The sequence below is a fragment of the Aeromonas sp. Marseille-Q7275 genome (genome assembly GCF_965119515.1).
Window position 1 is genome coordinate 172,369 of sequence record NZ_CBCPLW010000007.1, and the last position, 23,097, is coordinate 195,465.

The following is a 23,097-nucleotide window of genomic DNA, read 5'->3' on the forward strand; positions in this document are numbered from 1 at the left end:
GAAGACCTCGTTCTGCATGGATGGCCTCGGGAGGGGAGGCAAGGTGCGCAGCAGGCGTGCGGCGTTATTCATTGGGCACGGCCTCGCTCTGATCCGGGCTTTGGGTGGACGGCTTGTCGGGCGCCGGCGGCAGCTGGGGCTCCGGCGGCAGCAGGTAGGCATCCAGCATGTGGCGGGCGACCGGCGCCCCCATGGCACTGCCGCCACCGGCGTTTTCCAGCACCAGGGCCACCACGGCCTTGGGGGCCTCGAACGGTGCGAAGGCGACGAAGAGGGCGTTGTCACGGTGCTCCACCTTGGTGGTGGCCGCGTTGTAGACCTGGTTCTCCTTGAGGCCCACCACCTGGGCGGTGCCGGACTTGCCCGCCGCCTTGTAGGGGGTATTGGCAAAGGCGCGGCGGCCGGTGCCCTCATGGCCGTTGATGACGCGCCACATGCCGTCCTTGGCCACCTGCCAGTAGGTGTCGCTCTTGGCGGCGATGGCCACGTTCGGGTTGATGGGGGCGTTGACCACGCCATCCGCCGAGGCGGTGCTCTTGAGCAGGTGCGGCGTCACGTCGTGACCGTTCTGGGTCAGTATGCTGATCGCCTTGGCGAGCTGGATGGGGGTGGAGCTCCAGTAGCCCTGGCCTATGCCGATGGAGATGGTGTCCCCCTGATACCAGGGCTGACGCCAGCGCGCCATCTTCCAGTCGCGGGACGGCATGACCCCCTTGGTCTCTTCATAGAGGTCGACGCCACTGTACTGACCGAAGCCGAACTTGGTCATGTAGCTGTGGATCTTGTCGATGCCGACCCGGTAGGCGAGATCGTAGAAGTAGGTGTCTGCCGATACCTCGATGGCGCGATAGACGTCGAGCCAGCCATGGCCCCAGCGGCGCCAGTCACGAAACTTCTTGGTGGTGCCCGGGATGGAGAAGCTGGGCCCGCCGAAGTAGCGATAGTTGGGGGTGATGGCCCCCTCGTTCAGCCCCATCACCGCCATCATGGGCTTGACGGTGGAGGCGGGAGCATAGATGCCCTGGGTGGTGCGGTTCACCAGCGGGCGCGCCGGATCGTTGAGCAGCGCCGAGTAGTTGGTGTTGGAGATGCCGGTCACGAACAGGTTGGGGTCGTAGCTCGGGCTCGACTCCATGGCCAGAATGGCGCCGGTATTGGGATCCATCATGACGATGGCGCCCCGACGGCCGGCCAGCAGCTCCTGCGCTTTAAGCTGCAGGCGGATGTCGATGTTGAGGTAGATGTCCTTGCCCGGCTCCGGCGGCTGGAACTTGAGGGTGCGCACCACCCGGCCGCGGTTGTTGACCTCGACCTCCTGGTAGCCCGCCACACCGTGCAGCTGATCCTCGTAGAACTTCTCCACCCCCTGCTTGCCGATGTCCTTGGTGGCGGCATAGTTGGCGAGCTTGTCCTCCTTGTCGAGGCGCTCCACGTCACGGGTGTTGATCTTGGCCACATAACCCAGCGCATGGGTGAGGGTATCGCCAAACGGGTAGTAGCGCTTGAGATAGGCCTCAATGCTGGCGCCCGGGTAGTTGTGCTGGTTGACCGAGAAGAGCGCGACCTGATACTCGGTCAGCTTCTCGAACAGGGGCACCGGCTTGAAGCGGCGCTGGCGCTTCACCTCGGCCAGGAACCGCTCCTTGGTCCCCTCCGGCAGGGCCAGCAGGGTGATCAGCTCGTCGGCCGTCTTCTCCAGATCCTCGGTCTCTTCCGGCACTATCTCCAGGCTGTAGACAGGGCGGTTCTCCGCCAGCAGCACCCCGTTGGCGTCATAGATGAGGCCCCGTGGCGGTGCCACCGGCACGACCCGGATCCGGTTGTCGTTGGATCGGGTCTGATAGGTTTCGTAAGACTCTACCTGCAGGTAGTAGAGATTACCCAGCAGCACCAGCATGAGGACGACCATGCCGATGTAGGCTACCAGGGTGCGCCGGAAGAACAGACGTCCCTCGGCACTGTGATCGCGCATTTCGATGCGATTCTTCAGCATGCCGTTACCTTATGGCTGACGGGGAGCAAGGGCGGGTACCACATGGACTATTCCCTGTGGTACTGGGTGTATGAGGGCGTGATGTGCCAAGGGATCATGGCTCATTCCCTGTGATACGGATGATTGGTGGTAATGCTCCAGGCCCGGTAGAGACTCTCGGCCACCAGCACCCGCACCAATGGATGGGGCAGGGTCAGGGGTGATAGGGACCAGCTCTGTTCGGCGGCGGCCTTGCACTCGGGGGACAGGCCTTCAGGCCCGCCCACCAGCAGCGCCACATCCCGGCCATCGAGCTTCCAGGCTTCCAGTTGCACGGCGAGCTGCTCCGTGGTCCAGGGCTTGCCGGGAATGTCCAGGGTGACGATGCGCGAGCGGCCGGCGGCGGCCAGCATGGCTTCCCCCTCCTTCTGCAGGATGCGGGGAATGTCGGCATTCTTGCCGCGTTTGCCCGCGCCTATCTCGACGAGTTCGAACGGCATGTCTTTCGGGAAACGGCGACGGTACTCTTCGAAGCCATGCTCTACCCAGGCAGGCATCTTGGTGCCCACTGCAATCAACTGGATCTTCATCGTTCGTTACGCTTGCACCTGGGTGCCACCCCAGAGTTTCTCCAGTTGGTAGAAGTCGCGGTACTCATCTTGCATCACATGGACGATGACGGAACCCATGTCCACCAGCACCCATTCACCGGTGAGCTGACCTTCCACGCTGAGCAGATCGAGCCCCGCATGGCGGGCCTCGCTGGCCAGGTGGTGGGCGATGGCGCTGACGTGGCGATTGGAGTTGCCGGAGCAGATGATCATGGTGTCCGTGATGCTGGATTTGCCGCGTACATCCAGGGTGATGATGTCGCGGCCTTTCATGTCATCGATCTTGTCGACGATAAAGGCGAGCAGTTCTTGGCCTTGCAATGTCTTCTCCTATCTTCCGGCGCCAGAGGGCGGCGGATTATATCATGGTCACTCCCGTTTCCCAGTCTGGCAAAGGGGAATGGATCCGGGGCTGCCGCCCGTGGGCAAGGCAGACCCCTGTTGATCACTATAGTGCGCAACCGGGCGGGACAATAGTCAAGCCTGTGCCGGGTGCGCCTCAGGGTGTCGGCTGACAAACCCGCGTGGCGCCGCTCACCGGCCTGGCGATGGCTGATAGAGCCGGTGCTGCCGAATGTAGTCGGCGACCGGGGCCGGCAGCAGGTACCTGGGATCCTGCCCCGCCGCCAGCAGGGCCCGCAGCCGGGTGGCCGACAGCTCTATGGGCAGGTTGTCGGCGATCCAGACATGGCCCTGACGGTGTCGATGCAGATCCTGCACATCCCGGGTCTGGTGGCGGGCCAGCAGGCTGGCCACTTCGCCCGGGTAATCCGGTTGCCAGCCCGGGCGCTTGCTCACCACCAGGTGGGCATGATCGAGCAACTCCTGCCAGCGATGCCAGCTCGGCAAGCCGAGCAGGGAGTCCATGCCCATCAGGAAACAGACGGGGGTATCCGGCAGCTCCTGCTTGAGCTCGATGAGGGTGTCTATGGTCCAGGAGGGCTTGTCCCGTTGCAGCTCCCGCTCATCCACCACGAAGCCCGGGTTCTCCGCCGCCGCCAGTGCGACCATGGCGAGCCGCTGCTCGCTGGAGCAGAAGGGGTTGGCGCGATGGGGGGGGATATGGTTCGGGAGCAGGCGCACCTCGGCCAGGCCCAGAGCGTCGCGGGCCTCGATGGCGGGCCTCAGATGACCGATGTGGATGGGGTCGAAGGTGCCGCCCAGGATGCCGATGGGAGCCTTCAGCATGAGGTTCTCCCTGTCAGATCATGGAGGGGCCCCAAGGGGCCGACCCTGCGTTCAACCGGGGCGCTCAGCATGGTTCCGCCTCCAGCAGGGGCAGCGGCGTGCCATCGCGAAAACCCAGGGCTATGGTCTGCAACATCAGCCAGGCCTGCTCGGTGTCGAAGCGGCGCTGGGCGTCATCGAGCCGGGCCATCAGTTGCCACAGCTGCTGTATCTTGCCAACGGGCAGCCGGGTCAGGGCCTGCTGAATGAGTTGCTGGCGGCTCTGCCAGATGCGCAACCGGCTGAAGTGTTCCACCAGCGGCTGACCGGCGCGGGCGGCCAGGGCCAGCTCGGTGATCTGCTCCAGCTCCCGGCACAGGGTCCAGGCCAGCATGCCGGGTTCGGTGCCCTCGGCCCGCAGCGCCAGCAGGATGCGCTGGGCCCGGTTCACCTTGCCCTCCAGCAGGGTATCGACGAGCTGGAACGGGGTGAAGTGGGCGTGACGTATGATGGTCTCCTGCAGATAGGCGACGCTGATGGGCTGGGGCGGGCCGAGCAGGGTCAGCTTCTCTATCTCCTGGCTGGCGGCCAGCAGGTTGCCCTCAAAGGCGTGACACATGAAGTTGACCGCATCCGGCAGCGCCTTGAGGCCGAAACGCTGAAATCGTGCGCTCATCCAGCGCGGGAAGAAACGGGGCTCGGGGTGATTGACCGGCACATAGGTGCCGCTCTGGCTCAGCTTGTCGAACCAGGCTGCCTTCATCTGGGTCTGGTTGAGACGCCCCCCCGAGAGCACCAGCAGCAGGTCGGGGTGGAGCTGCTTGCCGATCTCCGTGATGCGGGCGGCGAGATCCTTGTCGACCTTGGCGGGCAGCTCCAGCTCGATGATCTGGCGAGCCGAGAAGAGGCTCATGGCCTGACAGGCGTCATAGACCTGATTCCAGTCCAGCCCGGCTTCCACCACGAAGCTGTGGCGTTCATCGAACCCCTGTTTGCGGGCCACCTGGCGCACGGCGTCGATGGCCTCGAGCTTGAGCAGCGGCTCGTCACCAAAAACGAGATAGCAGGGCTTGAGCCCTGCCTTGAGATGATCGCTGAACTGCTCGGGATAGACTCTCATCAACACACTCTCATCAAGAAGCTCGCATCAGAACTTGACCTGGCTCAGCTGACGGATCACCAGGTTCGCGGCCTGCTCCTGCATCTCCTTACCAAGCTGCTCCTGCTCGCGGGAGGAGGCCAGCGCCGCATCCGGCTTGTTCAGGAAGCTGCGGTTGAAGGTGATGGGGAAGACCTGGGTCGGCTTGCCCGGCATGGAGACGGTGAACTGGGTGCTGTAACCCAGCAGGTACTCGCGGTCCTGGCCGATGGAGTCGACGGAGGCAACCTGGCTGCTGCTGCTCACCCCGGACAGGGTCAGCAACGGAATGCCCTCTTTGTCAGCCAGGGTCACCCCGGAGGCCTTGAGGCGGGTGGTCACCAGCCGATAGAAGTCGCTCTTGTTGTCACCGACCACCTTCATGGTCATCAGCTCCGGGGGGATGGCGGTTCCCCGCATCTGAAAACCGCAGGCCTGCAGCAGCAGGCCCGTCAGCATGATGGCAATCCAGCGAGTGAGGGACATGCCCATGTGAATTCCTCTTTGCATCAAGTGAAGAACGGCGGGCGCTTGCCCGCCGTCACATATGGATTCAGACCCCGGCAGCTCTCCTCCCCCGACAGGGAGAGGAGGCCGGGAGTGCTGGTCATCCTCAGTTTGCGACTATGTTGAGCAGCTTGCCCGGTACATAGACCACCTTGCGCACTGTCAGGCCTTCGGTGAACTTCTGCACCGAGGCATCGGCCATGGCTAGCTTCTCGACGTCGGCCTGGCTTATCTCGGCCGGGACGGTCAGCTTGCCGCGCATCTTGCCGTTGATCTGCACCACCACCAGCTTCTCGGTCTCGACCATGGCAGCTCCATCCGCCACCGGCCAGGCCGCGACGTCGATGTCCCCTTCCTTGCCCAGCATCTTCCACAGCTCGAAGCCGATGTGCGGGGTGATGGGGTAGAGCATGACGACCACGGCTTCCAGCGCTTCCTGCATCAGGGCGCGGTCCTGCTCGTCAGAGCCCAGCTTGGCCAGGTTGTTCATCAGCTCCATGATGGCGGCGATGGCGGTGTTGAAGGTCTGACGGCGACCCACGTCATCGCTCACCTTGGCGATGGTCTTGTGCAGCTCGCGGCGCACAGCCTTCTGCTCGTTGGAGAGGGCGGCGGCATCCAGTGCCGGTGCGGCACCTGCCGAGACGTGCTCGAAGGTGGTGCGCCACAGGCGACGCAGGAAGCGCTGGGCACCCTCTACGCCGGAGTCGGACCACTCCAGGGTCATGTCGGCCGGGGAGGCGAACATCATGAACAGGCGGACGGTATCGGCGCCGTAACGCTCCACCATCAGCTGTGGGTCTATGCCGTTGTTCTTGGACTTGGACATCTTGGTCATACCGGAGTGGATCACTTCACGACCTTCGTTGTCGATGGCCTTGGTGATGCGACCCTTGTCGTCACGCTCCACCTTGACATCGGTCGGGCTGACCCAGACGTTGCCGCCCTTCTCGTCCTTGTAGTAGAAGGCGTCGGCCAGCACCATGCCCTGGCAGAGCAGGCGCTTGAACGGCTCGTCGCTGTTGACCAGGCCTGCGTCCCGCAGCAGCTTGTGGAAGAAGCGGGCGTAGAGCAGGTGCATACAGGCGTGCTCGATACCGCCTATGTACTGATCCACCGGCAGCCAGTGGTTGGCGGCCGCCGGATCCAGCATGCCCTTGTCGTAGTCCGGGGAGCAGTAGCGGGCGTAGTACCAGGAGGACTCCATAAAGGTGTCAAAAGTGTCAGTTTCCCGGAACGCTTCCTGACCGTTATAGGTGGTCTTGGCCCACTCGGCGTCGGCCTTGATGGGGCTCTGGATGCCGTCCATCACCACGTCTTCGGGCAGCAGCACCGGCAGTTGATCTTCCGGGGTCGGCACCACGGTGCCATCAGCCAGGGTCAGCATGGGGATGGGGGCACCCCAGTAACGCTGACGGGAGACGCCCCAGTCGCGCAGGCGGTAGTTGACGGTACGCTTGCCGTGACCGAGCCCTTCCAGCTTGCTGGCGATGGCATCGAAGGCGCCCTGGAAGTCCAGACCGTCGAATTCGCCGGAGTCGAACAGCACGCCCTTCTCGGTGTAGGCGGCTTCGCTCACGTCCACGTCGCCATCAATCGGCTTGATCACCGCCTTGATGTCGAGGCCGTACTTGGTGGCGAACTCGAAGTCACGCTGGTCGTGGCCCGGAACCGCCATCACGGCGCCGGTGCCGTAGTTCATCAGCACGAAGTTGGCGACCCAGACCGGCACCTTGCGGCCATCGAGCGGGTGAATGGCGTACAGGCCGGTGGCCATGCCCTTCTTCTCCATGGTCGCCATGTCAGCCTCGGCGACCTTGGTGTGCTTGCACTCCTCGATAAAGGCAGCCAGCTCGGGATTGGTTGCGGCAGCCTGGGCGGCCAGCGGGTGACCGGCGGCTATGCCCACATAGGTCACGCCCATGAAGGTGTCCGGGCGGGTGGTGTAGACCTCCAGCTGCTCGTCCTGACCCTCGATGGCGAAGCTGATGTTGACCCCTTCGGAGCGACCAATCCAGTTGCGCTGCATGGTCTTGACCATCTCCGGCCAGCCTTCCAGATTGTCGATGTCGCTGAGCAGCTCTTCGGCGTAGTCGGTGATCTTGATGAACCACTGGGGGATCTCTTTCTGCTCCACCGGGGTGTCACAGCGCCAGCAGCAGTTGTCGATCACCTGCTCGTTGGCCAGCACCGTCATGTCGTTCGGGCACCAGTTGACGGAGGAGGTCTTCTTGTAGACCAGACCCTTCTCGTAGAGCTTGGTGAAGAACCACTGCTCCCAGCGGTAGTAGTCCGGCTTGCAGGTGGCAAGCTCTCTGTCCCAGTCATAACCCAGACCCAGCATCTTCAGCTGGTTCTTCATGTATTCGATGTTTTCGTAGGTCCAGGGGGCCGGTGCCGTGCTGTTCTTGATGGCGGCGTTTTCCGCCGGCAGACCGAAGGCATCCCAGCCGATCGGTTGCAGCACATTCTTGCCATTGAGCCGTTGATAACGGGAGATCACATCACCTATGGTGTAGTTACGCACGTGCCCCATGTGTAGACGACCAGACGGATAAGGGAACATGGAGAGGCAGTAGAACTTTTCCTTGTCTACTTTCTCCACGGCCTTGAAGGTTTTCTTGGCATCCCAGTGCTGTTGCACTGCTGGTTCTATGGATTGGGGAACGTATTGCTCTTGCATTGGTGACATCCGGATCTGTGAAATGAATAGATAAATCAGCTGGGAAATCCCGATAGAATACCCATATCCTGCGGCGGCAACAACCGCCAGCATCCGCCCAATCTCAGGCCGACCCGGGCAGCATCGAGGTTTCACGGAGCAGCAGGGGTGACAGAGGGCGGCAACCACCGCCAGCACGGCTCAGTCTCTGGCTCAGGCCGGGCACGATCAGGGTTCAGCAGAGGAGTAATGGCCATGGACAAACGTCGACAAGGGTATGAAGCCTTCATCGCCCAGCTCAAGAAGCAGTGGGAGGAGACCGAAGAGTTTCAGGGAGAGCGCCTCAACCGGATGATCGCCAAGGTACAGGCCTATCTGGAGGCGGCCGGCGATCTGACCCAGGACGAGCTGGCGCTGATCGCAGAATACGTGAAGCGGGATCTCGGCAACTATGACGAGAGCCGCGCCGAGGTGCCCGAGTCCGCCTTTATGCTGGCATTGAAGGATACAGTGTGGTCCTGGCTGGCGGACGTGACCGACCGCGCCCAGGTGGAGTGGAGCGAGCTGGCGGACGAGCTGGAACACAAGGGGGTCTATCGGGCTGGCGACTGGGTGGGGCTGGGGGTGCTGGTGTGCGATCACTGCGAGTGGCGCCAGACTGTGCTGCACCCGCAGCAGCTCGGCACCTGCCCGGAGTGCGGTGCCAACGAGTATCATCGCGAACCGCTCTCACCTTGACATAGGGTGATGAGGTTATAAAAAAGAGGCGCCCAAGGGCGCCTCTTTTTATGTTCTTAACATGCTCAGAGCTTGCGCGCCCAGGGGTGGGCGCGGGGGCGCAGCACCAGCGCCAGGCCGAGCAGCAGGGCGGCCAGCGCGTACATGGGCCAGCTGCCAAAGCGCAGGTAGGGGGTCGCGCCGTGGGCGGGACGCACCTCGGTTCTCAATACCCCGGCCTCGAACTGCGGGATCTGGGCGATGATGCTGCCGTCTATCTCGGTGACTATGGTGATGCCGGTGTTGGTGTCTCGCAGCAGCGGACGAGCCAGCTCCAGGGCGCGCATCCGGGCAATTTCCATGTGCTGCCAGGGGCCTATACTGGTGCCGAACCAGGCGTCGTTGGAGACGGTCAGCAGGAAGTCGGTGTCCGGCTGAACGTTGCGGCGCACCTCGTCCGGGAAGATGATCTCGTAGCAGATGGCGGCGGCGAACTTGAGCCCCTTGGCGATCAGGTTCGGCTGCACCGCATCTCCCGGGCTGAAGGAGGACATGGGCAGGTTGAAGAAGGGGGCTATGGGGCGCAGCAGATCTTCAAACGGCACATATTCGCCGATGGGCAGCAGGTGGTACTTGTAGTAGCGGTTCTTGTGCTCGTAGTGATAGGACTCCTTGCCGTCCAGATCCTGCACCCCCATGCCGAGCACGGTATTGAAGAAGCGCTGCTGCTTCAGATCGTAATGGATGATGCCCGCCAGCAGGCCGGTGTCATTCACCTTCATCGCCTTGTCCAGGCTCTCCAGATAGGTGCCCATCTCCTTCTCGATGGCCGGGATCGCCGATTCAGGCCAGATGATGATGTCGGCGTCCTGATTCTCGCGGCTGAGATCCTGATAGGTGCGCACCGTGGGGATCAGGGCCTCGGGATCCCACTTGAGGGACTGGGCGATGTTGCCCTGCACCAGGGCCACCTTGACCGGCTCGCCCCGGGTCACCCAGTTGAGCTGCATCAGCCCCTGGGCGGCGCCGACCAGCACGACCGGCAGCAGCAGCCAGGCCGGCTTGCGGCTCTGCCAGGTGAGCCAGAGGGCGGAGGTGGTGAGCAGCAGAGCGAGCGTGATGCCCTGCACCCCGAGGATGGGGGCGAAGCCCTTGAGGGGGCCGTCTATCTGGGTGTAGCCAAACCAGAGCCAGGGATAGCCGGTCATCACCCAGCCCCGCAGCCAGTCGGCCATCAGCCAGAGCGCCGGGAAGGCGAGCAGCCAGCGGCTCCAGTGGCGACCGCCAAAGAAGCGGGCGAAGACCCAGCAGGCCAGGGTCGGGTAGAGGGAGAGATAGGCGCAGAGGCCGGCCAGCAGCACGAAGGCGGCGGGCAGCGGGATGCCGCCAAACTCCGTCATGCTGACATGGATCCACCACTGTCCGGGCAGAAACAGCCCCATGGCATAACCGAAGCCGCGCCAGGCCGCCTGCTTGGGGTTGGCCTTGTCCAGCAGGGCATAGAGGCCGAGCAGGGAGAGGATCACCAGAGGCCAGTAGCCGAAAGGGGAGAAGGCCAGCACGGCGATGGCGCCAGAGGCCAGGGCGAACAGGCTTGTCAGAAGTTTCGATTTCACGGGGATCGGGGCTCGAATTGGGCTGAATAATGTGGAATGGCCGACATCTTAACCGCAAACCGCGCCAACGGCGAGCCTCCCGGCCAGCCGGATGCCGAAGGGGTGCGCAGTAAGAGAATGGGAAGACGCAAGGGCGGCAGAATGACAAACGCCCCTGAGAGCAGGGGCGTTGATTGACGACGCGGGGAGGGCGGGATCAGGACTCCGGCTGGGCCGCCGCGTGATTCTCCGGGATCTTCACCTGCAACTGCTGCAGGCGGCGACGGTCCGCGTGCATCACCTTGAACAGGTAGCCGTCCAGCTCAATCTCCTCGCCCTTCTTGGGCAGGTGGCTGAAGGCGTGCATCACCAGGCCGCCCACGGTATCCACCTCTTCATCGCTGAACTGGGTGCCGAAGAAGTCGTTGAAATCCTCGATCTCGGTCAGGGCACTGACCGAGAAGACCCGCTTGCTGATGCGGCGGATCTCTTCCGGCTCATCCTCGATGTCGTCAAACTCGTCGTCGATCTCGCCAACGATAAGTTCCAGTATGTCTTCTATGGTCACCAGACCGGAGACGCCGCCGAACTCGTCCACCACGATGGCCATGTGGTAGCGCTCTTCGCGGAACTCCTTGAGCAGGCGATCGACCCGCTTGCTCTCCGGCACTATCACAGTGGGGCGCAGGATCTTCTCGAGCTGCAGCGGCTCGCTGGCGTGATGGCCGCCAAAGCCGAACGGCAGCAGATCCTTGGCGAGCAAGATGCCCTCCACGTGATCCTTGTCTTCGTTGATCACCGGGAAGCGGGAGTGGCCGGATTCGATGATGACGGGCAGGAAGTCGTCCACCGGCTGGGACTTCTCTATGGTCACCATCTGGGAGCGGGGGATCATGATGTCACGCACGCGCAGCTCGGCAATTTCGAGCACGCCTTCGATCATGTCCTTGGTGTCCTGATCGATGAGGTCACGTTCTTCCGCATCGGCGATGACTTCCACCAGATCGTTGCGGTCTTTTGGCTCGCCCTGGAAGAGTTGGCTGAGCTTGTCGAGCCAGGTTTTCTTCGGCGAGCCGGTACTAGGGTGATCGTCGGTCATTTTCTCTCTTGGTTACTCGTGTGAACACAGGGGATATTGTCTTGGTTATATAAGGATGACAGCGGCGTGTTTCAATGCCGTGATCGCCTCGTCAGCCCTTACTCTTCATCATTTAGATAGGGGTCGGGGAAACCGAGTTCCTGCATGATGTCGCGCTCGAGCGCCTCCATCTCCTCGGCCTCCTCGTCCTCGATATGGTCATAACCTAGCAGATGCAGACTGCCGTGCACAACCATGTGAGCCCAGTGGGCCATGAGGGGCTTGCCCTGTTCGACCGCCTCGGCCTCGACCACCTGGCGACAGATCACCAGATCCCCGAGCAGGGGGAGTTCCATGCCGGGGGGGGCTTCGAACGGGAAGGAGAGCACATTGGTGGGCTTGTCCTTGCCGCGATAGGTGTGGTTGAGCTCGCGGCTCTCCGCCTCGTCCACCAGGCGCACCGTCACCTCGGCCTCGTCCTGGAAACCCGGAATGGTGCCATCGAGCCAGCCTTGCAACTGTGCTTCGGTCGGCAGGCCGTCGGTGCTGGCGCAGGCCAGCTGCAGATCCAGGGTCACGCTCATTGGGCACTCTCTTTGCTGGTGTTCTCGTTGCGGGTATTGGGGGCGCTCTTCTCGGCCGCCTGCTGGGCGTCGAACGCCTCGTAGGCCTGCACTATGCGGGCCACCACGGGGTGGCGCACCACGTCTTTGGATTCGAAGAAGTTGAATGACAGGCCATCGACCCCCTGCAGCACTTCCAGCGCGTGGCGCAGGCCGGATTTGGTGCTGCGCGGCAGATCCACCTGGGTGATGTCGCCGGTGACCACAGCCTTGGAGTTGAAGCCGATGCGGGTCAGGAACATCTTCATCTGCTCGGTGGTGGTGTTCTGGGCCTCGTCCAGGATGATGAAGGCGTCATTCAAGGTTCTTCCGCGCATGTAGGCGAGCGGCGCCACCTCTATGATGTTGCGCTCCATCAGCTTCTCGACGCGCTCGAAGCCCAGCATCTCGAACAGGGCGTCGTAGAGGGGGCGCAGGTAAGGGTCCACCTTCTGGGAGAGATCCCCGGGCAGGAAGCCGAGCTTCTCACCGGCTTCCACCGCCGGGCGGGTCAGCAGGATGCGGCGGATCTCCTGGCGCTCCAGGGCATCCACGGCGGCTGCCACCGCGAGATAGGTCTTGCCGGTACCCGCCGGACCAATGCCGAAGCTGATGTCGTGGCGCACTATGTTGGCAATGTACTGGGCCTGGTTCGGGCTCCTCGGCTTGATGAGGCCGCGCTTGGTCTTGACCGTCACCTCCTTGCCATAAGGCTGGGATGAGACCGCATCATCGTCCTGCTCCAACACACGGGACTCCTGCACCGTCAGGTGCACCATCTCCGGGGTGATGTCATTCACCTTGCCCCCCTTGAGGGGCTGGGTCTCCACATAGAGGTGCTTGAGGATGGCGGCCGCCGCATCAATCTGGGCCTGCTTGCCGAGCACCTGAAAGTGGTTGTCACGGTAGCTTATCTCGATGCCGAGACGGCGCTCCAGCTGCTTGAGGTTGTCGTCAAAGGGGCCGCACAGGCTGGCGAGACGCAGGTTGTCGGCGGGCTCCAGGTGCAGGTTCAGGGTCGAGATGTGTCGGCTCAAAATGTCCTCGTATCGGCTGTTCCCCCCGCCCTCGGGAGGGGGGAGAAAATTAATGGGGTCTGAAGGCCGCCACCCCGAGATCATCGGGGACGTTGTCCGGGCGGCGAGCCAGGATTTCGCTCGGCGCCGTGGCGATGCGCAGATTCATCTCGTCCTCGCCGCGGATGAAGCGGCCACGCAGGGAGTAGGGGCGCACGTCGGTGATCTCAACATCGGCGAAGCCGCCGATGAGGCGGTGCGGCCCCTCGAAGTTGACCACCCGGTTGTTCTCGGTACGGCCACTGAGCTGCATGGGATCCATCTTGGAGGGGCCCTCCACCAGGATGCGCTGCACCGAGCCCAGCATGGCGCGGCCGATGAGCATGGACTGGTGATTGATCTGGTTCTGCAGGCGGGTGAGACGGGCCTTCTTCACCTCCATGTCGACGTCGTCCGGCAGATCGGCGGCCGGGGTGCCGGGGCGCGGGCTGTAGATGAAGCTGAAGCTCATGTCGTAGTTGATCTCTTCGATGAGCTTCATGGTGGCCTCGAAGTCCTCGTCCGTCTCGTTCGGGAAGCCGACGATGAAGTCGGAGCTCATGGTGATGTCGGGACGGGCGGCGCGCAGGCGGCGGATCTTGGACTTGTACTCCAGCACTGTGTGCGGGCGCTTCATCATGGTCAGGATGCGATCCGAGCCGCTCTGCACCGGCAGGTGCAGGAAGCTGACCACTTCCGGCGTGTCCTTGTAGACCTCGATGATGTCGTCGGTAAATTCGATGGGATGGCTGGTGGTGTAGCGGATGCGGTCGATGCCGTCGATGGCGGCCACCAGCCGCAGCAGCTCGGCGAAGGTGCAGTCATTGCCATCGAAGGTCGGGCCGCGGTAGGCGTTGACGTTCTGGCCGAGCAGGTTCACCTCGCGCACCCCCTGCTGGGCGAGCTGGGCGATTTCGTAGAGCACGTCGTCGAGCGGCCGGCTCACCTCCTCGCCGCGGGTGTAGGGCACCACGCAGAAGGAGCAGTACTTGGAGCAGCCTTCCATGATGGAGACGAAGGCGGTTACCCCCTCGGCGCGAGGCTCCGGCAGGTTATCGAACTTCTCTATCTCCGGGAAGGCGATGTCCACCTGGGCGCCGCGCCCCTCCTGGACCTGCTTGATCATGGCGGGCAGGCGGTGCAGGGTCTGGGGGCCGAAGACGATGTCCACATAGGGCGCCCGGCTGCGCAGGGCTTCCCCTTCCTGGGAGGCGACACAGCCACCTACGCCTATCACCAGTCCCGGTTTTTTCAGCTTGAGCTTCTTCCAGCGACCGAGCTGGTGGAACACCTTCTCCTGGGCCTTTTCACGGATGGAGCAGGTGTTGAGCAGCAGGACGTCTGCCTCCTCGGGCTCTTCGGTCAGCGTGTAGCCATTGCTGGCGTCCAACAGGTCGGCCATCTTGGACGAGTCGTACTCGTTCATCTGGCAGCCCCAGGTCTTGATATGAAGTTTCTTGCTCATTGCTACTCTTGACTGTGTTTAAGATCGGCAGGGTCAAAGGACCGGCCATTTTACTCCGCAATCCCGGTGCTGACCAGTCTGGGGCCGCGCCGCCGCCATATGGCCTGGCCCGTCGCGGCAATTGCCCGCCTGACGCACTGTTTATCCGGTCTCCTTGCGTTATCATGCCCCATTCGGTTCGCCCCTCTCTTCCTTGTTCGGGGCGACCCCTTGCAGGAATCAAGTCATGGAACAGTGTGATATCGCCATCGTCGGCGCCGGCATGGTGGGCGCCGCCACCGCCTGCCTGCTGGCGGCAGAGGGTCTCAACGTGCGGGTCATCGAGACCCGGTTGCCGGAGCATTACGCCCCGGATCAGCCGCTGGATCTGCGGGTCTCCGCCATCAGCCAGGCCTCGGTGGCGCTGCTGGACAAGGCTGGCGCCTGGTCGCATCTGCAGCAGATGCGGCTGTGCCCCTACCGCCGGCTGGAGACCTGGGAGCTGGACGGCTTTGCCACCCGCTTCGACGCGGCGGATCTGGGGCTGCCCCAGCTCGGCTACATCATAGAGAACCGGCTGGTGCAGCTCGCCCTGCTGAGGCGAATGGAGGATTTCCCCAACATCCAGACCCACACCCCGGCGGCTGTGGTCCGGCTGCAGCAAGGTGCCGAGCACGCCAGCCTGCTGCTCGATGACGGCACCGAGCTGCAGGCGCGCTGGGTGCTGGCCTGCGACGGCGCCGAGTCGCTCACCCGTCGCGGCGCCGGGATCGGGGTGTCGCGCTTCGAGTACCGCCAGCACTGCATGCTGATCAATATCGACACCGAGTTCGAGCAGGAAGACATCACCTGGCAGCAGTTCACTCCGCAGGGCCCGCGCGCCTTCCTGCCGCTGCCCGGCCGGCACGGCTCCCTGGTGTGGTACGACAGCCCGGCCCGCATCCGGGCGCTCACCGCCATGAGCAACGAGAAGCTGGGGGAGGAGGTGCGTCGCCACTTCCCGGCCCGGCTCGGTGGCTTCACCGTCACCGGCAAGGGGAGCTTCCCCCTGGTGCGCCGTCACGCCAACCACTACCACGCCGGACGGGTGCTGCTGCTCGGCGACGCCGCCCACACCATCAACCCGCTGGCGGGGCAGGGGGTCAACCTCGGCTTCAAGGACGTGGCCTGCTGGGCCGAGCTGCTCGGCAAGGCGGGGGTTGACTGGCATGACATCACCCTGGCCAGCCGCTACGAGCGGCGTCGGCGCCCCGACAACCTGCTGATGCAGTCTGGGATGGATCTCTTCTACGGGGTGTTCAGCAACGACATAGGGCCGCTGCGCCTGACCCGCAACCTGGCCCTGACCCTGGCGGACAAGGCGGGCCCGCTCAAGGAGATGGCGCTGCGCTATGCTCTGGGGCTGGTGTAAGGGGCCGGATATTGACGCCGAGGAGGCAGACCCATGAACAAGGCATTGCTGGTGATCGACTTTATCAACGACATCGCCCACCCGGACGGACGCATCGCCGCCTCGGCGGCCCATGTGCAGGAGCAGGATGCCATTCTCCATGCCAACCAGGCGCTGGCCCATGCCCGAGCCAGGGGCTGGCTGGTGGTGCTCATCAAGGTCGGCTTCGATGGCGGCTATCTGCTGCAGCCCAAGGGCTCCCCCATGTTTGGCCGGGCCCACCAGCTCGGCGCCCTCTCCCTGGCTGAGGCAGGCACCGACTTTCACCCCGAGCTCGACGTGCAACCCGGGGATCTGGTGCTGACCAAGCCCAGGGTCAGCCCCTTCTACGGCACGGCGCTGGAGCCCGCACTGCGGGCCAATCACATCGATCACCTCTATCTGTGCGGCGTCAGCACCGGCTGGGCCATTCAGGCCGCCGCCCGGGATGGCCACGATCGGGACTGCGCCATCACCATACTGGAAGATGCCTGCGCCGCGGCCGATGCCAATGAGCACCATGCCTCCCTGCGCCAGCTCGGCCGCATCGCCGAGGTGATCAAGGTGGCCCGGCTGCTGTCAGATCCCGGCTGAGGCCTTGAGGACGCGCACATCAGATGAGTGCGTGTCCCTTCTCCCACCCTTCCTGCCGGCACGAGAGTGCGTGCTCATCCCCTTGGCTTGCCGCCGTTTTATTCCGCCTCCGGGTGCATGGCCCTGACCAGGGTCAGGAAGCGATCCCGAATGGGATCCGCAAAGTCGGGGTTCCACACCAGGCTTATCTCCCACTCGGACCAGGGGCCGGACAGGGGATAGAGGGTCACGTCCTTGCCCGCGATGAAGCCGACGCTGCGGGGCAGTATGGCGTTGCCTATGCCGGCGGCCACCAGGGCCACTAGGGTCTGGATGTCTTCCGCCTCCTGGATCATGCCGGTCAGCCGGTTGGCGCCGAGGAAGCGGGCGATCTGCTGGCTGAGGCCGGGGCAGCGGTGGCCCACCATCTGCAACAGCGGCTGCGTGGTCAGCGCCCGCTCCACGTCGAACGCAGCCGGATCCGGCCCCGTCATCTGGCTCGGCACGGCCAGCACCAGCCGGTCGGTCAGCAACCTGTGCTCCCTCAGCTGTGGCGCCTGCGGCCTTCGCATAAAGCCGATCTGCAGCCGCCCCGCCAGCAGCAGATCGTGCTGGACGGCGGAGGTCATGTCCTGCAGGTGCACCATCACATCCGGGGCCTGCTGCTTGAAGCGGGCCACCAGGGAGGGGGCCAGTGCGAAGCTCGACAGCCCGAACCCTATCTTGAGGCGCCCGGCGGCGCCACTCGCCAGCGCCAGGGCGTGGTGCTCGAATCCCTTGCCGTGTTCCACCAGAGCGCGGGCCTGGGGCAGCAACTGGGTGCCGATGGCGGTCAGCTCGGCGCCATGGCGGCCCCGGTTGAACAGGGTGCTGCCGAGCGCCAGCTCCAGCCCCTGGATCTGCTTGGTCAGCGCCGGTTGCGTGATGAAGAGCCGACTGGCGGCCTCCCGGTAGTTGGCGGTCTCGGCCAGCATGACGAAGGCTTGCAGCTGTCTTAAGTCGAATTTCATTCCATTTGGTTATCCAATGCGGCGATTTATTGATTATAAATTATCTAACACTCTTGTTCTAATGGTCTCGAAACGGGCCTTTGGCCCTCTGACCAGCCACAAGGAGTCATGTCATGTCGAGCGAACGCTATCTGTTCTTGATCAAGGGAAGCCTGGTAATGGCCCAGCCACTGGCGGCGCCGGAGACGGGGGAGCTTCTGACCAGCCTGTTGCAGCAGGGATTTGCCGTCGGGCCCCTGCCGGTGTGGGCGAGCAATACCGAGCAGGCGCTCGCCTGCTATGAGCAGTCGGCCCAGCGACAGGCCTTCGTCGACGTGCTGGCGGGGAGAACCGCATGACAGTGCTCACCCTGAGGGCCGAGGCCCTGCTGCTGGACATGGACGGCACCCTGGTGCACTCCACCACCGAGGTGGAGACCGTCTGGCGGCTCTGGTGCCAGGGCCATCGGCTGGATCCCGCGCCTGTGCTGGCCATGTGCCACGGGGTGCGCTCGCGGGAGGTGATACGCGCACTGGCGCCACAGCTGGATCTGGCCAGGGAGGTGGCGCTGCTCGACGAGCTGGAGATCCAGCATGCGGGAGTGGCCGAGCCGATCGCCGGTGCCCGCACCCTGCTGGCAGCCCTGCCGCCGGCGCGCTGGGCGCTGGTGACCTCCGCGAGCCAGCGGGTGGCGCGGCACCGCCTGGCCAGTGCCGGGTTGCCGTTGCCGAGATGGTTGATCGGGGCAGAAGATGTGGTGCGGGGCAAGCCGGATCCCGAGCCTTACCTGCTCGCGGCGCGCCGCCTTGGCCTTGCCCCCGCCGACTGCCTGGTGTTCGAGGATGCCCCGGCGGGGATACGCAGCGCCCTGCAGGCCGGTTGTCAGGTGGTGCAGATCGGGGGCGACAAGCGGTTCGATGGCGGGGTCAGGGCGCGGCTGGAGGACTGGCGGCAGATCCGGCTGACCGAGGACGAGGCTGGCCTGCAGCTTTGCATGGCAAGCCTGCTGCCGGACTGAAACCGGCCTCCATCTGCCGGGGCGTCAAGAGGGAGCCGAGTCCGTGGCGGGCGCCGCATCCCCCGAGCACCTGTCTGCCTCCTCGCCCCCGTGCAGTTCCACCCGGTTGCGGCCATGATGCTTGGCCCGATAGAGGGCCTGATCGGCGTGGGAGAGCAGCCTGTCCAGGTTGAAGTGACCCTGGTGCTGGCAGGCTATTCCTATGCTCACAGTGACCGAGACCGGCTTGCCTTCCCCATCCAGAACCTTCAGCCGGGCAACCGCCTCCCGTAGCCGCTCGACCACGTCCAGCGCCCGGACCCCGGTGGCATCGGGCAGCAGCACCGCAAACTCCTCGCCCCCCAGCCGGCCGAACAGGTCTTCCTGGCGCAGATGCTGGCTCACCGTGGTGGTGAAGGATTTCAACAGCCTGTCGCCGATCTCGTGACCATGGCGGTCGTTGATGCCCTTGAAGTTGTCCAGATCCAGCATGCAGACCGCGAGGGGACGTTTCCCCCGCTCCAGTTTCTCCGCCATCTGTTCGGCACCGGGCCAGAAGCCGGCCCGATTGAGGACGCCGGTGAGGTGATCGTGGTGCGCCAGGTATTCCATCCTGCGCAGCAGGTTATTGCGTGTCGCCATTATGCTGGCGGCGGTGAGCGGGGTGAGGGCAATCAGCATGACGCCGATCCGCACCGAGAACATCCAGTATTGGGTCTGGACATCCTGACTGATGGTCAGGTAGCCGTTGGAGAGGGCGAGCAGGATCAGGGTGCTGAAGGAGAGCGAGAGCAGGCTGGTGGCAAAGATGGAGTAGTTGATGGCGCACCAGAGCAGGGCCGGGACCGGGAAGGCAATGGAGCCAGGCCCCTCGATCAGCAGGGTCAGCAGCAGGGTGCCAACCAGACTCAGCAGGGGCAGCAGCCTGCGCCAGGAGATATTCGTCTGATACAGGAGGCGGCGCCAGTCCGGCAGTGTGCCCGGCGGGGGCAGGGTCAGGATCACCGGCAGTATGGCCATGTAGTTGACCAGCTCGCTGGCGAACCAGAAGCCGAGCCCGTAGAGGTGTGAGCCCTGAAACAGCATGGGGTTGATCGCCGCCCCCACCAGGCCGGCGGCGAGGGAGGCCGCCATGGCGATCAGCAGCAGATAGACGATGGAGGCGGGCCGCCGGAGCCGCTTGTCTTCGAGATCCAGCCGGCGGAACAGCAGGTAGCCGACGCTGACGCCAGCCAGGTTGCCGAGGGTGAGCAGCGCCGTCTTGAGGGGGGGATCCTCGGTGAACAGGGAGGCGAGCAGATAGCCCAGCAGGCCCCCCAGCCAGCCTGGGGGCGAGGCCAGGCGCGGGTAACGCAGCAGCATGCCGAGCAGGACGGCATTGGCGGGCCAGAAGGCCGCCAGCAGGCTGGGAGGCCGGGTGAGGATGCCAACAAGTGAAAACAGCAGGATGATGGTGGCGACACAGAGCAGGGCAAACACGGGATAGAGAGTGGACAAGATACGCTGGCGTCTGGCTTCTCCCATGCGTCTCTCCTGAGGGCGGTTGGCGTGATAGCCCTGAGTATGGTTGCACACCATGGAAAATGCGGGGGGAAGCAGGGGCAAAGGCCCCCTCGGCGAGGGGGCCAGAGGGGTTAGCCGAAGACCCGGAAACGGACCTCGTCATCCATGAAGGTCTTGTCACCGGCCGGTTGCTCTATGCTGCCAAAGGGCATCTGGGCACGGAGCAGCCAGCTGGCGGGCAGGTCCCACTCCTTGCGGACCGCCTCGTCGATCAGCGGGTTGTAGTGCTGCAAGGAGGCGCCAATGCCTTCCTGGGCCAGGGTGGTCCAGACCGCAAACTGGGCGATCCCGGTGCCATGTTCGGACCAGATGGGGAAGTTGTCGGCATAGAGGGCGAATTTCTGCTGCAGATCCTGGATGACGGCGGTGTCCTCGAAGAACAGCACTGTGCCAAAACCGGCGCGGAAGCTGCCGTTGACCTTGGCTTCGCTCTGGGGATAGGCCTCTGGCGGCACAATCTTTTTCAGTTCGGCTTTGACGATGTCCCACAGCTTGTGGTGCTGCTCGCCAAACAGGATGACGGCACGGGAGCTCTGGGAGTTGAAGGAGGAGGGGCTGTGCTTGACGGCATCCTTGATGAGGGCCGTCAGCTGGGCCTCGGAATGGGTCACCTGGTCACCCAGGGCATAGATGGTACGACGTACTTTGATCTGTTCGATAAACGGACTGCTCATAACATCTCCTTGGTTGATGAATCGTGGCTGCCAGCATTGCCGACAAAGGTCATCTGGCTCCGATTTCTCGAGTGATGGACTATAACACCTTCTGTGCAAGAAACCGTCAACGCTGGGTGATGACTGTTTCTACTGTTTATGGATATTCACATGACCAAACCTGGCATGACCCCTTGATGTCTTTGTTGTCATTAACGATAGGGGTTAATGACTTCAATCAATATGTTTATGGTGTTTTCAACTATAAAATGCATATAACACGACATTTTATAGAGAGTGGCATGGCTGCAACCATCATCAAGGAACGCTACTACATACTGACGCCGCTGTCGTTTCTGCTCGGTGCCCTGGTGCTGGTCGCCACCCTGTTGCTGGCGGCGACCAGCTACCTGCGCAGCATCGACAAGACCCTGGCCGGCTATGACCACATGCTCACCTCCATCGACGCCACCCTGATCCACGAGATGGTGCTGACCAATCGACGGCAGCTCGGCGTGCTGGAAGCGTCCCTGGACAAGCAGGCCATTGCGAGGGGCGGCTCGGCCATCAACGGGATCTGGGCCATAGCCCACCAGTTCAAGCACGACGCCCACTTCCTCTACTTCTACAACACCCGCTTCGACCGTTTCGACAGCTACCCCGACTGGCAGATGCCGACCGGCTACCAGGTGCAGAAGCGCCCCTGGTATCAGACCCTGGCCAGCGACAGCGACAGCGAGGAGCTGGTCTGGTTTGGTCCCTACCAGGAGTTCGGCGGCAACGCAGAGGTCCTGACCCTGATCAAGCGGGTCAAGGATGACGAGGGGCAGCTGCTGGGCCTGCTGATGGTCGACATGTCGTTCAACTCGCTGCAGGCGGCGCTGCGACGGGCGATGGGCAGCGATCAGGCCGCCATCTACATCACAGAGCGCAAGGGCGGCCGGCTGGTGGTCGGGCATAATCTGTCACTGCTGCCTGCGGTGTCCGGCACGCCGAGCCAGGGCGCCGTGTTGAACGTGATCCGGGAAGGCTGCTACCTGAAGCAGCCGCTGTCGGATATCGACTGGGATCTCAACATCTATCTGCCTCCCGCCCACTTTCATGACAACCTGCAAGATACCCTGCTGATGGTGGTGCTGCCCGCACTGGCACTGCTCGGTATCTGGCTGTGCAGCCTGTTGTTTCTGGTGCGGATCTTTCGTCAGGAGCAGGCCTTGGTGCAGCGTTCTCTCAGTGGCCTCGTTCAGGATGAGGCGCTGATGGAGATCCAGCTGCGCCAGCGCACCTGGTTCGTGCACGGCAGCCTGGGGGAGATCCATCAGGTGAGAAACAGCCTGCTGCAGGGGCAGGATGCCCTGCTGCACGATCCTCTCACCGGCATCATGAACCGGCGTGCCTTCGAGCAGGACAGGGCCAGGCTGGCGCAGGAGGAGAGGCCTCACTGGCTGGTGCTGTTTGATGTGGATTGCTTCAAGCGCGTCAATGACAGCTGGGGGCACGGGGTGGGGGATGCGGTGCTGTTCCGGGTGGCCACCATCATGGCAAGAACCCTGGGAGAGGCCCAGGTCTACCGCATCGGGGGGGATGAGTTCGCGGCCCTGCTGCCCTGGGAGCGGGAGGAGGTCGAGGATCGCCTGACCCGTCTGCTGGCCCGGGTGCGGGCGCTGCAGTGGCGCGAGTTTGAGGAGTCCATCACCCTGAGTGCGGGCGGAGCACGCTACCCGGATGACACCGCTGCCCTGCTCGATCGGGCGGATGAGTACCTGTACCAGAGCAAGCGGCAGGGACGTGACTGCTGGCATCTGTCCGCCACTTCGCCTCCCTCCAAAGGGGCTGTAGTGACAGTATCTGTCTGACCGCCATCAGGAGAAAAAGGGCCTGAATGGCCGGGAAAGGGGTCACGGTGGGGATAATTTCCCATGTGACCTTTTTTTTTAATTCATTTTCAGTCGGTTAGCCCATGTGATTGGGCAATGTCGCGAAGGAGAGACAGTCAGCCTGTCGGCGAAGACGCCGTAATCCCGGTAGCGGAGTCCGGGGCGCTTTGTATAGTGCAGGGAAAAATAATCAATCAGACATCAGGTTTGACAGGAGTACCCCATGGAGATGAACAAATACGGCATGAGCGCGATGGCGCTGCTGGGCGCGCTGCTGTTGGGCAATGGTCAGGCGCAGGCGTCCGAGACCGTCAACACCATACTCGGCGGCGGCGTCGGCGGGGTGGCGGGCCCCATGATAGGCAAGCAGCTGGGGGGCGACACCGGCGCCCTGGTGGGGGCTGCCGTCGGCGGCGCGGGGGGCGGGGGGGCCCCGGGCGGCCGGGGGCACAAGGAAGGGGGTGCCCC

At 63.6% G+C, this 23,097-nt stretch carries 21 protein-coding genes and 1 pseudogene; 7 read left to right on the forward strand and 15 right to left on the reverse strand.

What is annotated here, in order from left to right; translation table 11 throughout:
- Positions 1 to 64: 64 nt before the first annotated feature.
- The 7 genes from mrdA to leuS form a co-directional block, all read right to left on the reverse strand.
- Positions 65 to 1,993 carry a penicillin-binding protein 2 gene (gene mrdA / locus ACWPWQ_RS09085; protein ID WP_005329814.1) on the reverse strand — a complete coding sequence of 643 codons (1,929 nt, stop codon included), beginning with the start codon at positions 1,991 to 1,993 and terminating at the stop codon, positions 65 to 67.
- A 101-nt stretch (positions 1,994 to 2,094) separates the two neighbouring features.
- On the reverse strand, positions 2,095 to 2,562 hold the full coding sequence (gene rlmH, locus ACWPWQ_RS09090) for a 23S rRNA (pseudouridine(1915)-N(3))-methyltransferase RlmH (RefSeq protein WP_005298242.1): 468 nt from the start codon (positions 2,560 to 2,562) through the stop codon (positions 2,095 to 2,097).
- A gap of 6 nt (positions 2,563 to 2,568) precedes the next feature.
- A complete protein-coding gene (gene rsfS, locus ACWPWQ_RS09095; RefSeq protein ID WP_139434100.1) occupies positions 2,569 to 2,904 on the reverse strand; it encodes a ribosome silencing factor in 336 nt (111 codons plus the stop codon).
- Positions 2,905 to 3,117: 213 nt separating this feature from the next.
- A complete protein-coding gene (gene nadD / locus ACWPWQ_RS09100; protein ID WP_319912723.1) occupies positions 3,118 to 3,771 on the reverse strand; it encodes a nicotinate-nucleotide adenylyltransferase in 654 nt (217 codons plus the stop codon).
- Between the two features lie 64 nt (positions 3,772 to 3,835).
- Positions 3,836 to 4,870, reverse strand: coding sequence for a DNA polymerase III subunit delta (holA, locus tag ACWPWQ_RS09105; protein WP_454009598.1), 1,035 nt, complete (start codon positions 4,868 to 4,870; stop codon positions 3,836 to 3,838).
- Positions 4,871 to 4,897: 27 nt separating this feature from the next.
- A complete protein-coding gene (locus tag ACWPWQ_RS09110) occupies positions 4,898 to 5,380 on the reverse strand; it encodes an LPS-assembly lipoprotein LptE (RefSeq protein ID WP_454009599.1) in 483 nt (160 codons plus the stop codon).
- A 121-nt stretch (positions 5,381 to 5,501) separates the two neighbouring features.
- On the reverse strand, positions 5,502 to 8,078 hold the full coding sequence (leuS, locus tag ACWPWQ_RS09115) for a leucine--tRNA ligase (protein ID WP_454009600.1): 2,577 nt from the start codon (positions 8,076 to 8,078) through the stop codon (positions 5,502 to 5,504).
- A 234-nt stretch (positions 8,079 to 8,312) separates the two neighbouring features.
- Between leuS and ACWPWQ_RS09120 the strand changes: the two genes are divergently transcribed.
- Positions 8,313 to 8,795 (forward strand): zinc ribbon-containing protein, encoded by a 483-nt coding sequence (locus ACWPWQ_RS09120; protein WP_139434096.1) that lies wholly within the window; start codon positions 8,313 to 8,315, stop codon positions 8,793 to 8,795.
- Positions 8,796 to 8,860: 65 nt separating this feature from the next.
- Here ACWPWQ_RS09120 and lnt read toward each other — a convergent pair whose 3' ends face one another.
- The 5 genes from lnt to miaB all read right to left on the reverse strand — a co-directional run bounded on the left by lnt (position 8,861) and on the right by miaB (position 14,569).
- Complete coding sequence (gene lnt, locus ACWPWQ_RS09125; protein ID WP_454009601.1) at positions 8,861 to 10,390, reverse strand: apolipoprotein N-acyltransferase; 1,530 nt, start codon at positions 10,388 to 10,390, stop codon at positions 8,861 to 8,863.
- 196 nt (positions 10,391 to 10,586) lie between these two features.
- Positions 10,587 to 11,468, reverse strand: a complete 882-nt coding sequence (gene corC / locus ACWPWQ_RS09130) for a CNNM family magnesium/cobalt transport protein CorC (RefSeq protein ID WP_005329827.1) — start codon at positions 11,466 to 11,468, stop codon at positions 10,587 to 10,589.
- 98 nt (positions 11,469 to 11,566) lie between these two features.
- Positions 11,567 to 12,031 (reverse strand): rRNA maturation RNase YbeY, encoded by a 465-nt coding sequence (gene ybeY / locus ACWPWQ_RS09135; RefSeq protein WP_202046503.1) that lies wholly within the window; start codon positions 12,029 to 12,031, stop codon positions 11,567 to 11,569.
- A complete protein-coding gene (locus ACWPWQ_RS09140) occupies positions 12,028 to 13,086 on the reverse strand; it encodes a PhoH family protein (protein WP_202046502.1) in 1,059 nt (352 codons plus the stop codon). Before ACWPWQ_RS09140 ends, ybeY begins: the two co-directional genes overlap by 4 nt.
- Positions 13,087 to 13,135: 49 nt before the next feature.
- Complete coding sequence (gene miaB / locus ACWPWQ_RS09145; protein WP_139435807.1) at positions 13,136 to 14,569, reverse strand: tRNA (N6-isopentenyl adenosine(37)-C2)-methylthiotransferase MiaB; 1,434 nt, start codon at positions 14,567 to 14,569, stop codon at positions 13,136 to 13,138.
- Between the two features lie 226 nt (positions 14,570 to 14,795).
- Here miaB and ACWPWQ_RS09150 point away from each other — a divergent pair, with 226 nt between their 5' ends.
- Complete coding sequence (locus tag ACWPWQ_RS09150; protein ID WP_454009602.1) at positions 14,796 to 15,959, forward strand: FAD-dependent monooxygenase; 1,164 nt, start codon at positions 14,796 to 14,798, stop codon at positions 15,957 to 15,959.
- A 33-nt stretch (positions 15,960 to 15,992) separates the two neighbouring features.
- Entirely contained in the window at positions 15,993 to 16,571 is a 579-nt protein-coding gene (locus ACWPWQ_RS09155) for a cysteine hydrolase family protein (RefSeq protein WP_454009603.1), read from the forward strand.
- 98 nt (positions 16,572 to 16,669) lie between these two features.
- On the opposite strand, the gene ACWPWQ_RS09160 is transcribed toward ACWPWQ_RS09155, so the two are convergent.
- Positions 16,670 to 17,560 carry a LysR family transcriptional regulator gene (locus ACWPWQ_RS09160; protein WP_338888008.1) on the reverse strand — a complete coding sequence of 297 codons (891 nt, stop codon included), beginning with the start codon at positions 17,558 to 17,560 and terminating at the stop codon, positions 16,670 to 16,672.
- Positions 17,561 to 17,673: 113 nt separating this feature from the next.
- On the opposite strand from ACWPWQ_RS09160, the gene ACWPWQ_RS09165 reads away from it, so the two are divergent.
- On the forward strand, positions 17,674 to 17,898 hold the full coding sequence (locus ACWPWQ_RS09165; protein ID WP_025326108.1) for a hypothetical protein: 225 nt from the start codon (positions 17,674 to 17,676) through the stop codon (positions 17,896 to 17,898).
- Complete coding sequence (locus ACWPWQ_RS09170; protein ID WP_454009604.1) at positions 17,895 to 18,557, forward strand: HAD-IA family hydrolase; 663 nt, start codon at positions 17,895 to 17,897, stop codon at positions 18,555 to 18,557. Before ACWPWQ_RS09165 ends, ACWPWQ_RS09170 begins: the two co-directional genes overlap by 4 nt.
- Positions 18,558 to 18,581: 24 nt before the next feature.
- Here the strand turns inward: ACWPWQ_RS09170 and ACWPWQ_RS09175 are convergent, their stop codons facing one another.
- Together ACWPWQ_RS09175 and ACWPWQ_RS09180 are read right to left on the reverse strand one after the other, a co-directional pair.
- Complete coding sequence (locus tag ACWPWQ_RS09175; RefSeq protein WP_454009605.1) at positions 18,582 to 20,060, reverse strand: diguanylate cyclase; 1,479 nt, start codon at positions 20,058 to 20,060, stop codon at positions 18,582 to 18,584.
- Positions 20,061 to 20,170: 110 nt separating this feature from the next.
- Complete coding sequence (locus tag ACWPWQ_RS09180) at positions 20,171 to 20,773, reverse strand: nitroreductase family protein (RefSeq protein WP_342059468.1); 603 nt, start codon at positions 20,771 to 20,773, stop codon at positions 20,171 to 20,173.
- Between the two features lie 281 nt (positions 20,774 to 21,054).
- On the opposite strand from ACWPWQ_RS09180, the gene ACWPWQ_RS09185 reads away from it, so the two are divergent.
- Entirely contained in the window at positions 21,055 to 22,608 is a 1,554-nt protein-coding gene (locus tag ACWPWQ_RS09185) for a diguanylate cyclase domain-containing protein (RefSeq protein WP_454009606.1), read from the forward strand.
- 244 nt (positions 22,609 to 22,852) lie between these two features.
- Positions 22,853 to 23,097, forward strand: a pseudogene (locus ACWPWQ_RS09190) (hypothetical protein); the annotation flags it as partial.

Bases quoted from the DNA above. Each gene is read 5' to 3' on its own strand.
- mrdA (WP_005329814.1), bottom strand. From the start codon at position 1,993: ATGCTGAAGAATCGCATCGAAATGCGCGATCACAGTGCCGAGGGACGT.
- rlmH (WP_005298242.1), bottom strand. From the start codon at position 2,562: ATGAAGATCCAGTTGATTGCAGTGGGCACCAAGATGCCTGCCTGGGTA.
- nadD (WP_319912723.1), bottom strand. From the start codon at position 3,771: ATGCTGAAGGCTCCCATCGGCATCCTGGGCGGCACCTTCGACCCCATC.
- holA (WP_454009598.1), bottom strand. From the start codon at position 4,870: ATGAGAGTCTATCCCGAGCAGTTCAGCGATCATCTCAAGGCAGGGCTC.
- ACWPWQ_RS09110 (WP_454009599.1), bottom strand. From the start codon at position 5,380: ATGGGCATGTCCCTCACTCGCTGGATTGCCATCATGCTGACGGGCCTG.
- leuS (WP_454009600.1), bottom strand. From the start codon at position 8,078: ATGCAAGAGCAATACGTTCCCCAATCCATAGAACCAGCAGTGCAACAG.
- ACWPWQ_RS09120 (WP_139434096.1), top strand. From the start codon at position 8,313: ATGGACAAACGTCGACAAGGGTATGAAGCCTTCATCGCCCAGCTCAAG.
- corC (WP_005329827.1), bottom strand. From the start codon at position 11,468: ATGACCGACGATCACCCTAGTACCGGCTCGCCGAAGAAAACCTGGCTC.
- ybeY (WP_202046503.1), bottom strand. From the start codon at position 12,031: ATGAGCGTGACCCTGGATCTGCAGCTGGCCTGCGCCAGCACCGACGGC.
- miaB (WP_139435807.1), bottom strand. From the start codon at position 14,569: ATGAGCAAGAAACTTCATATCAAGACCTGGGGCTGCCAGATGAACGAG.
- ACWPWQ_RS09150 (WP_454009602.1), top strand. From the start codon at position 14,796: ATGGAACAGTGTGATATCGCCATCGTCGGCGCCGGCATGGTGGGCGCC.
- ACWPWQ_RS09155 (WP_454009603.1), top strand. From the start codon at position 15,993: ATGAACAAGGCATTGCTGGTGATCGACTTTATCAACGACATCGCCCAC.
- ACWPWQ_RS09160 (WP_338888008.1), bottom strand. From the start codon at position 17,560: ATGAAATTCGACTTAAGACAGCTGCAAGCCTTCGTCATGCTGGCCGAG.
- ACWPWQ_RS09165 (WP_025326108.1), top strand. From the start codon at position 17,674: ATGTCGAGCGAACGCTATCTGTTCTTGATCAAGGGAAGCCTGGTAATG.
- ACWPWQ_RS09170 (WP_454009604.1), top strand. From the start codon at position 17,895: ATGACAGTGCTCACCCTGAGGGCCGAGGCCCTGCTGCTGGACATGGAC.
- ACWPWQ_RS09175 (WP_454009605.1), bottom strand. From the start codon at position 20,060: ATGGGAGAAGCCAGACGCCAGCGTATCTTGTCCACTCTCTATCCCGTG.
- ACWPWQ_RS09180 (WP_342059468.1), bottom strand. From the start codon at position 20,773: ATGAGCAGTCCGTTTATCGAACAGATCAAAGTACGTCGTACCATCTAT.
- ACWPWQ_RS09185 (WP_454009606.1), top strand. From the start codon at position 21,055: ATGGCTGCAACCATCATCAAGGAACGCTACTACATACTGACGCCGCTG.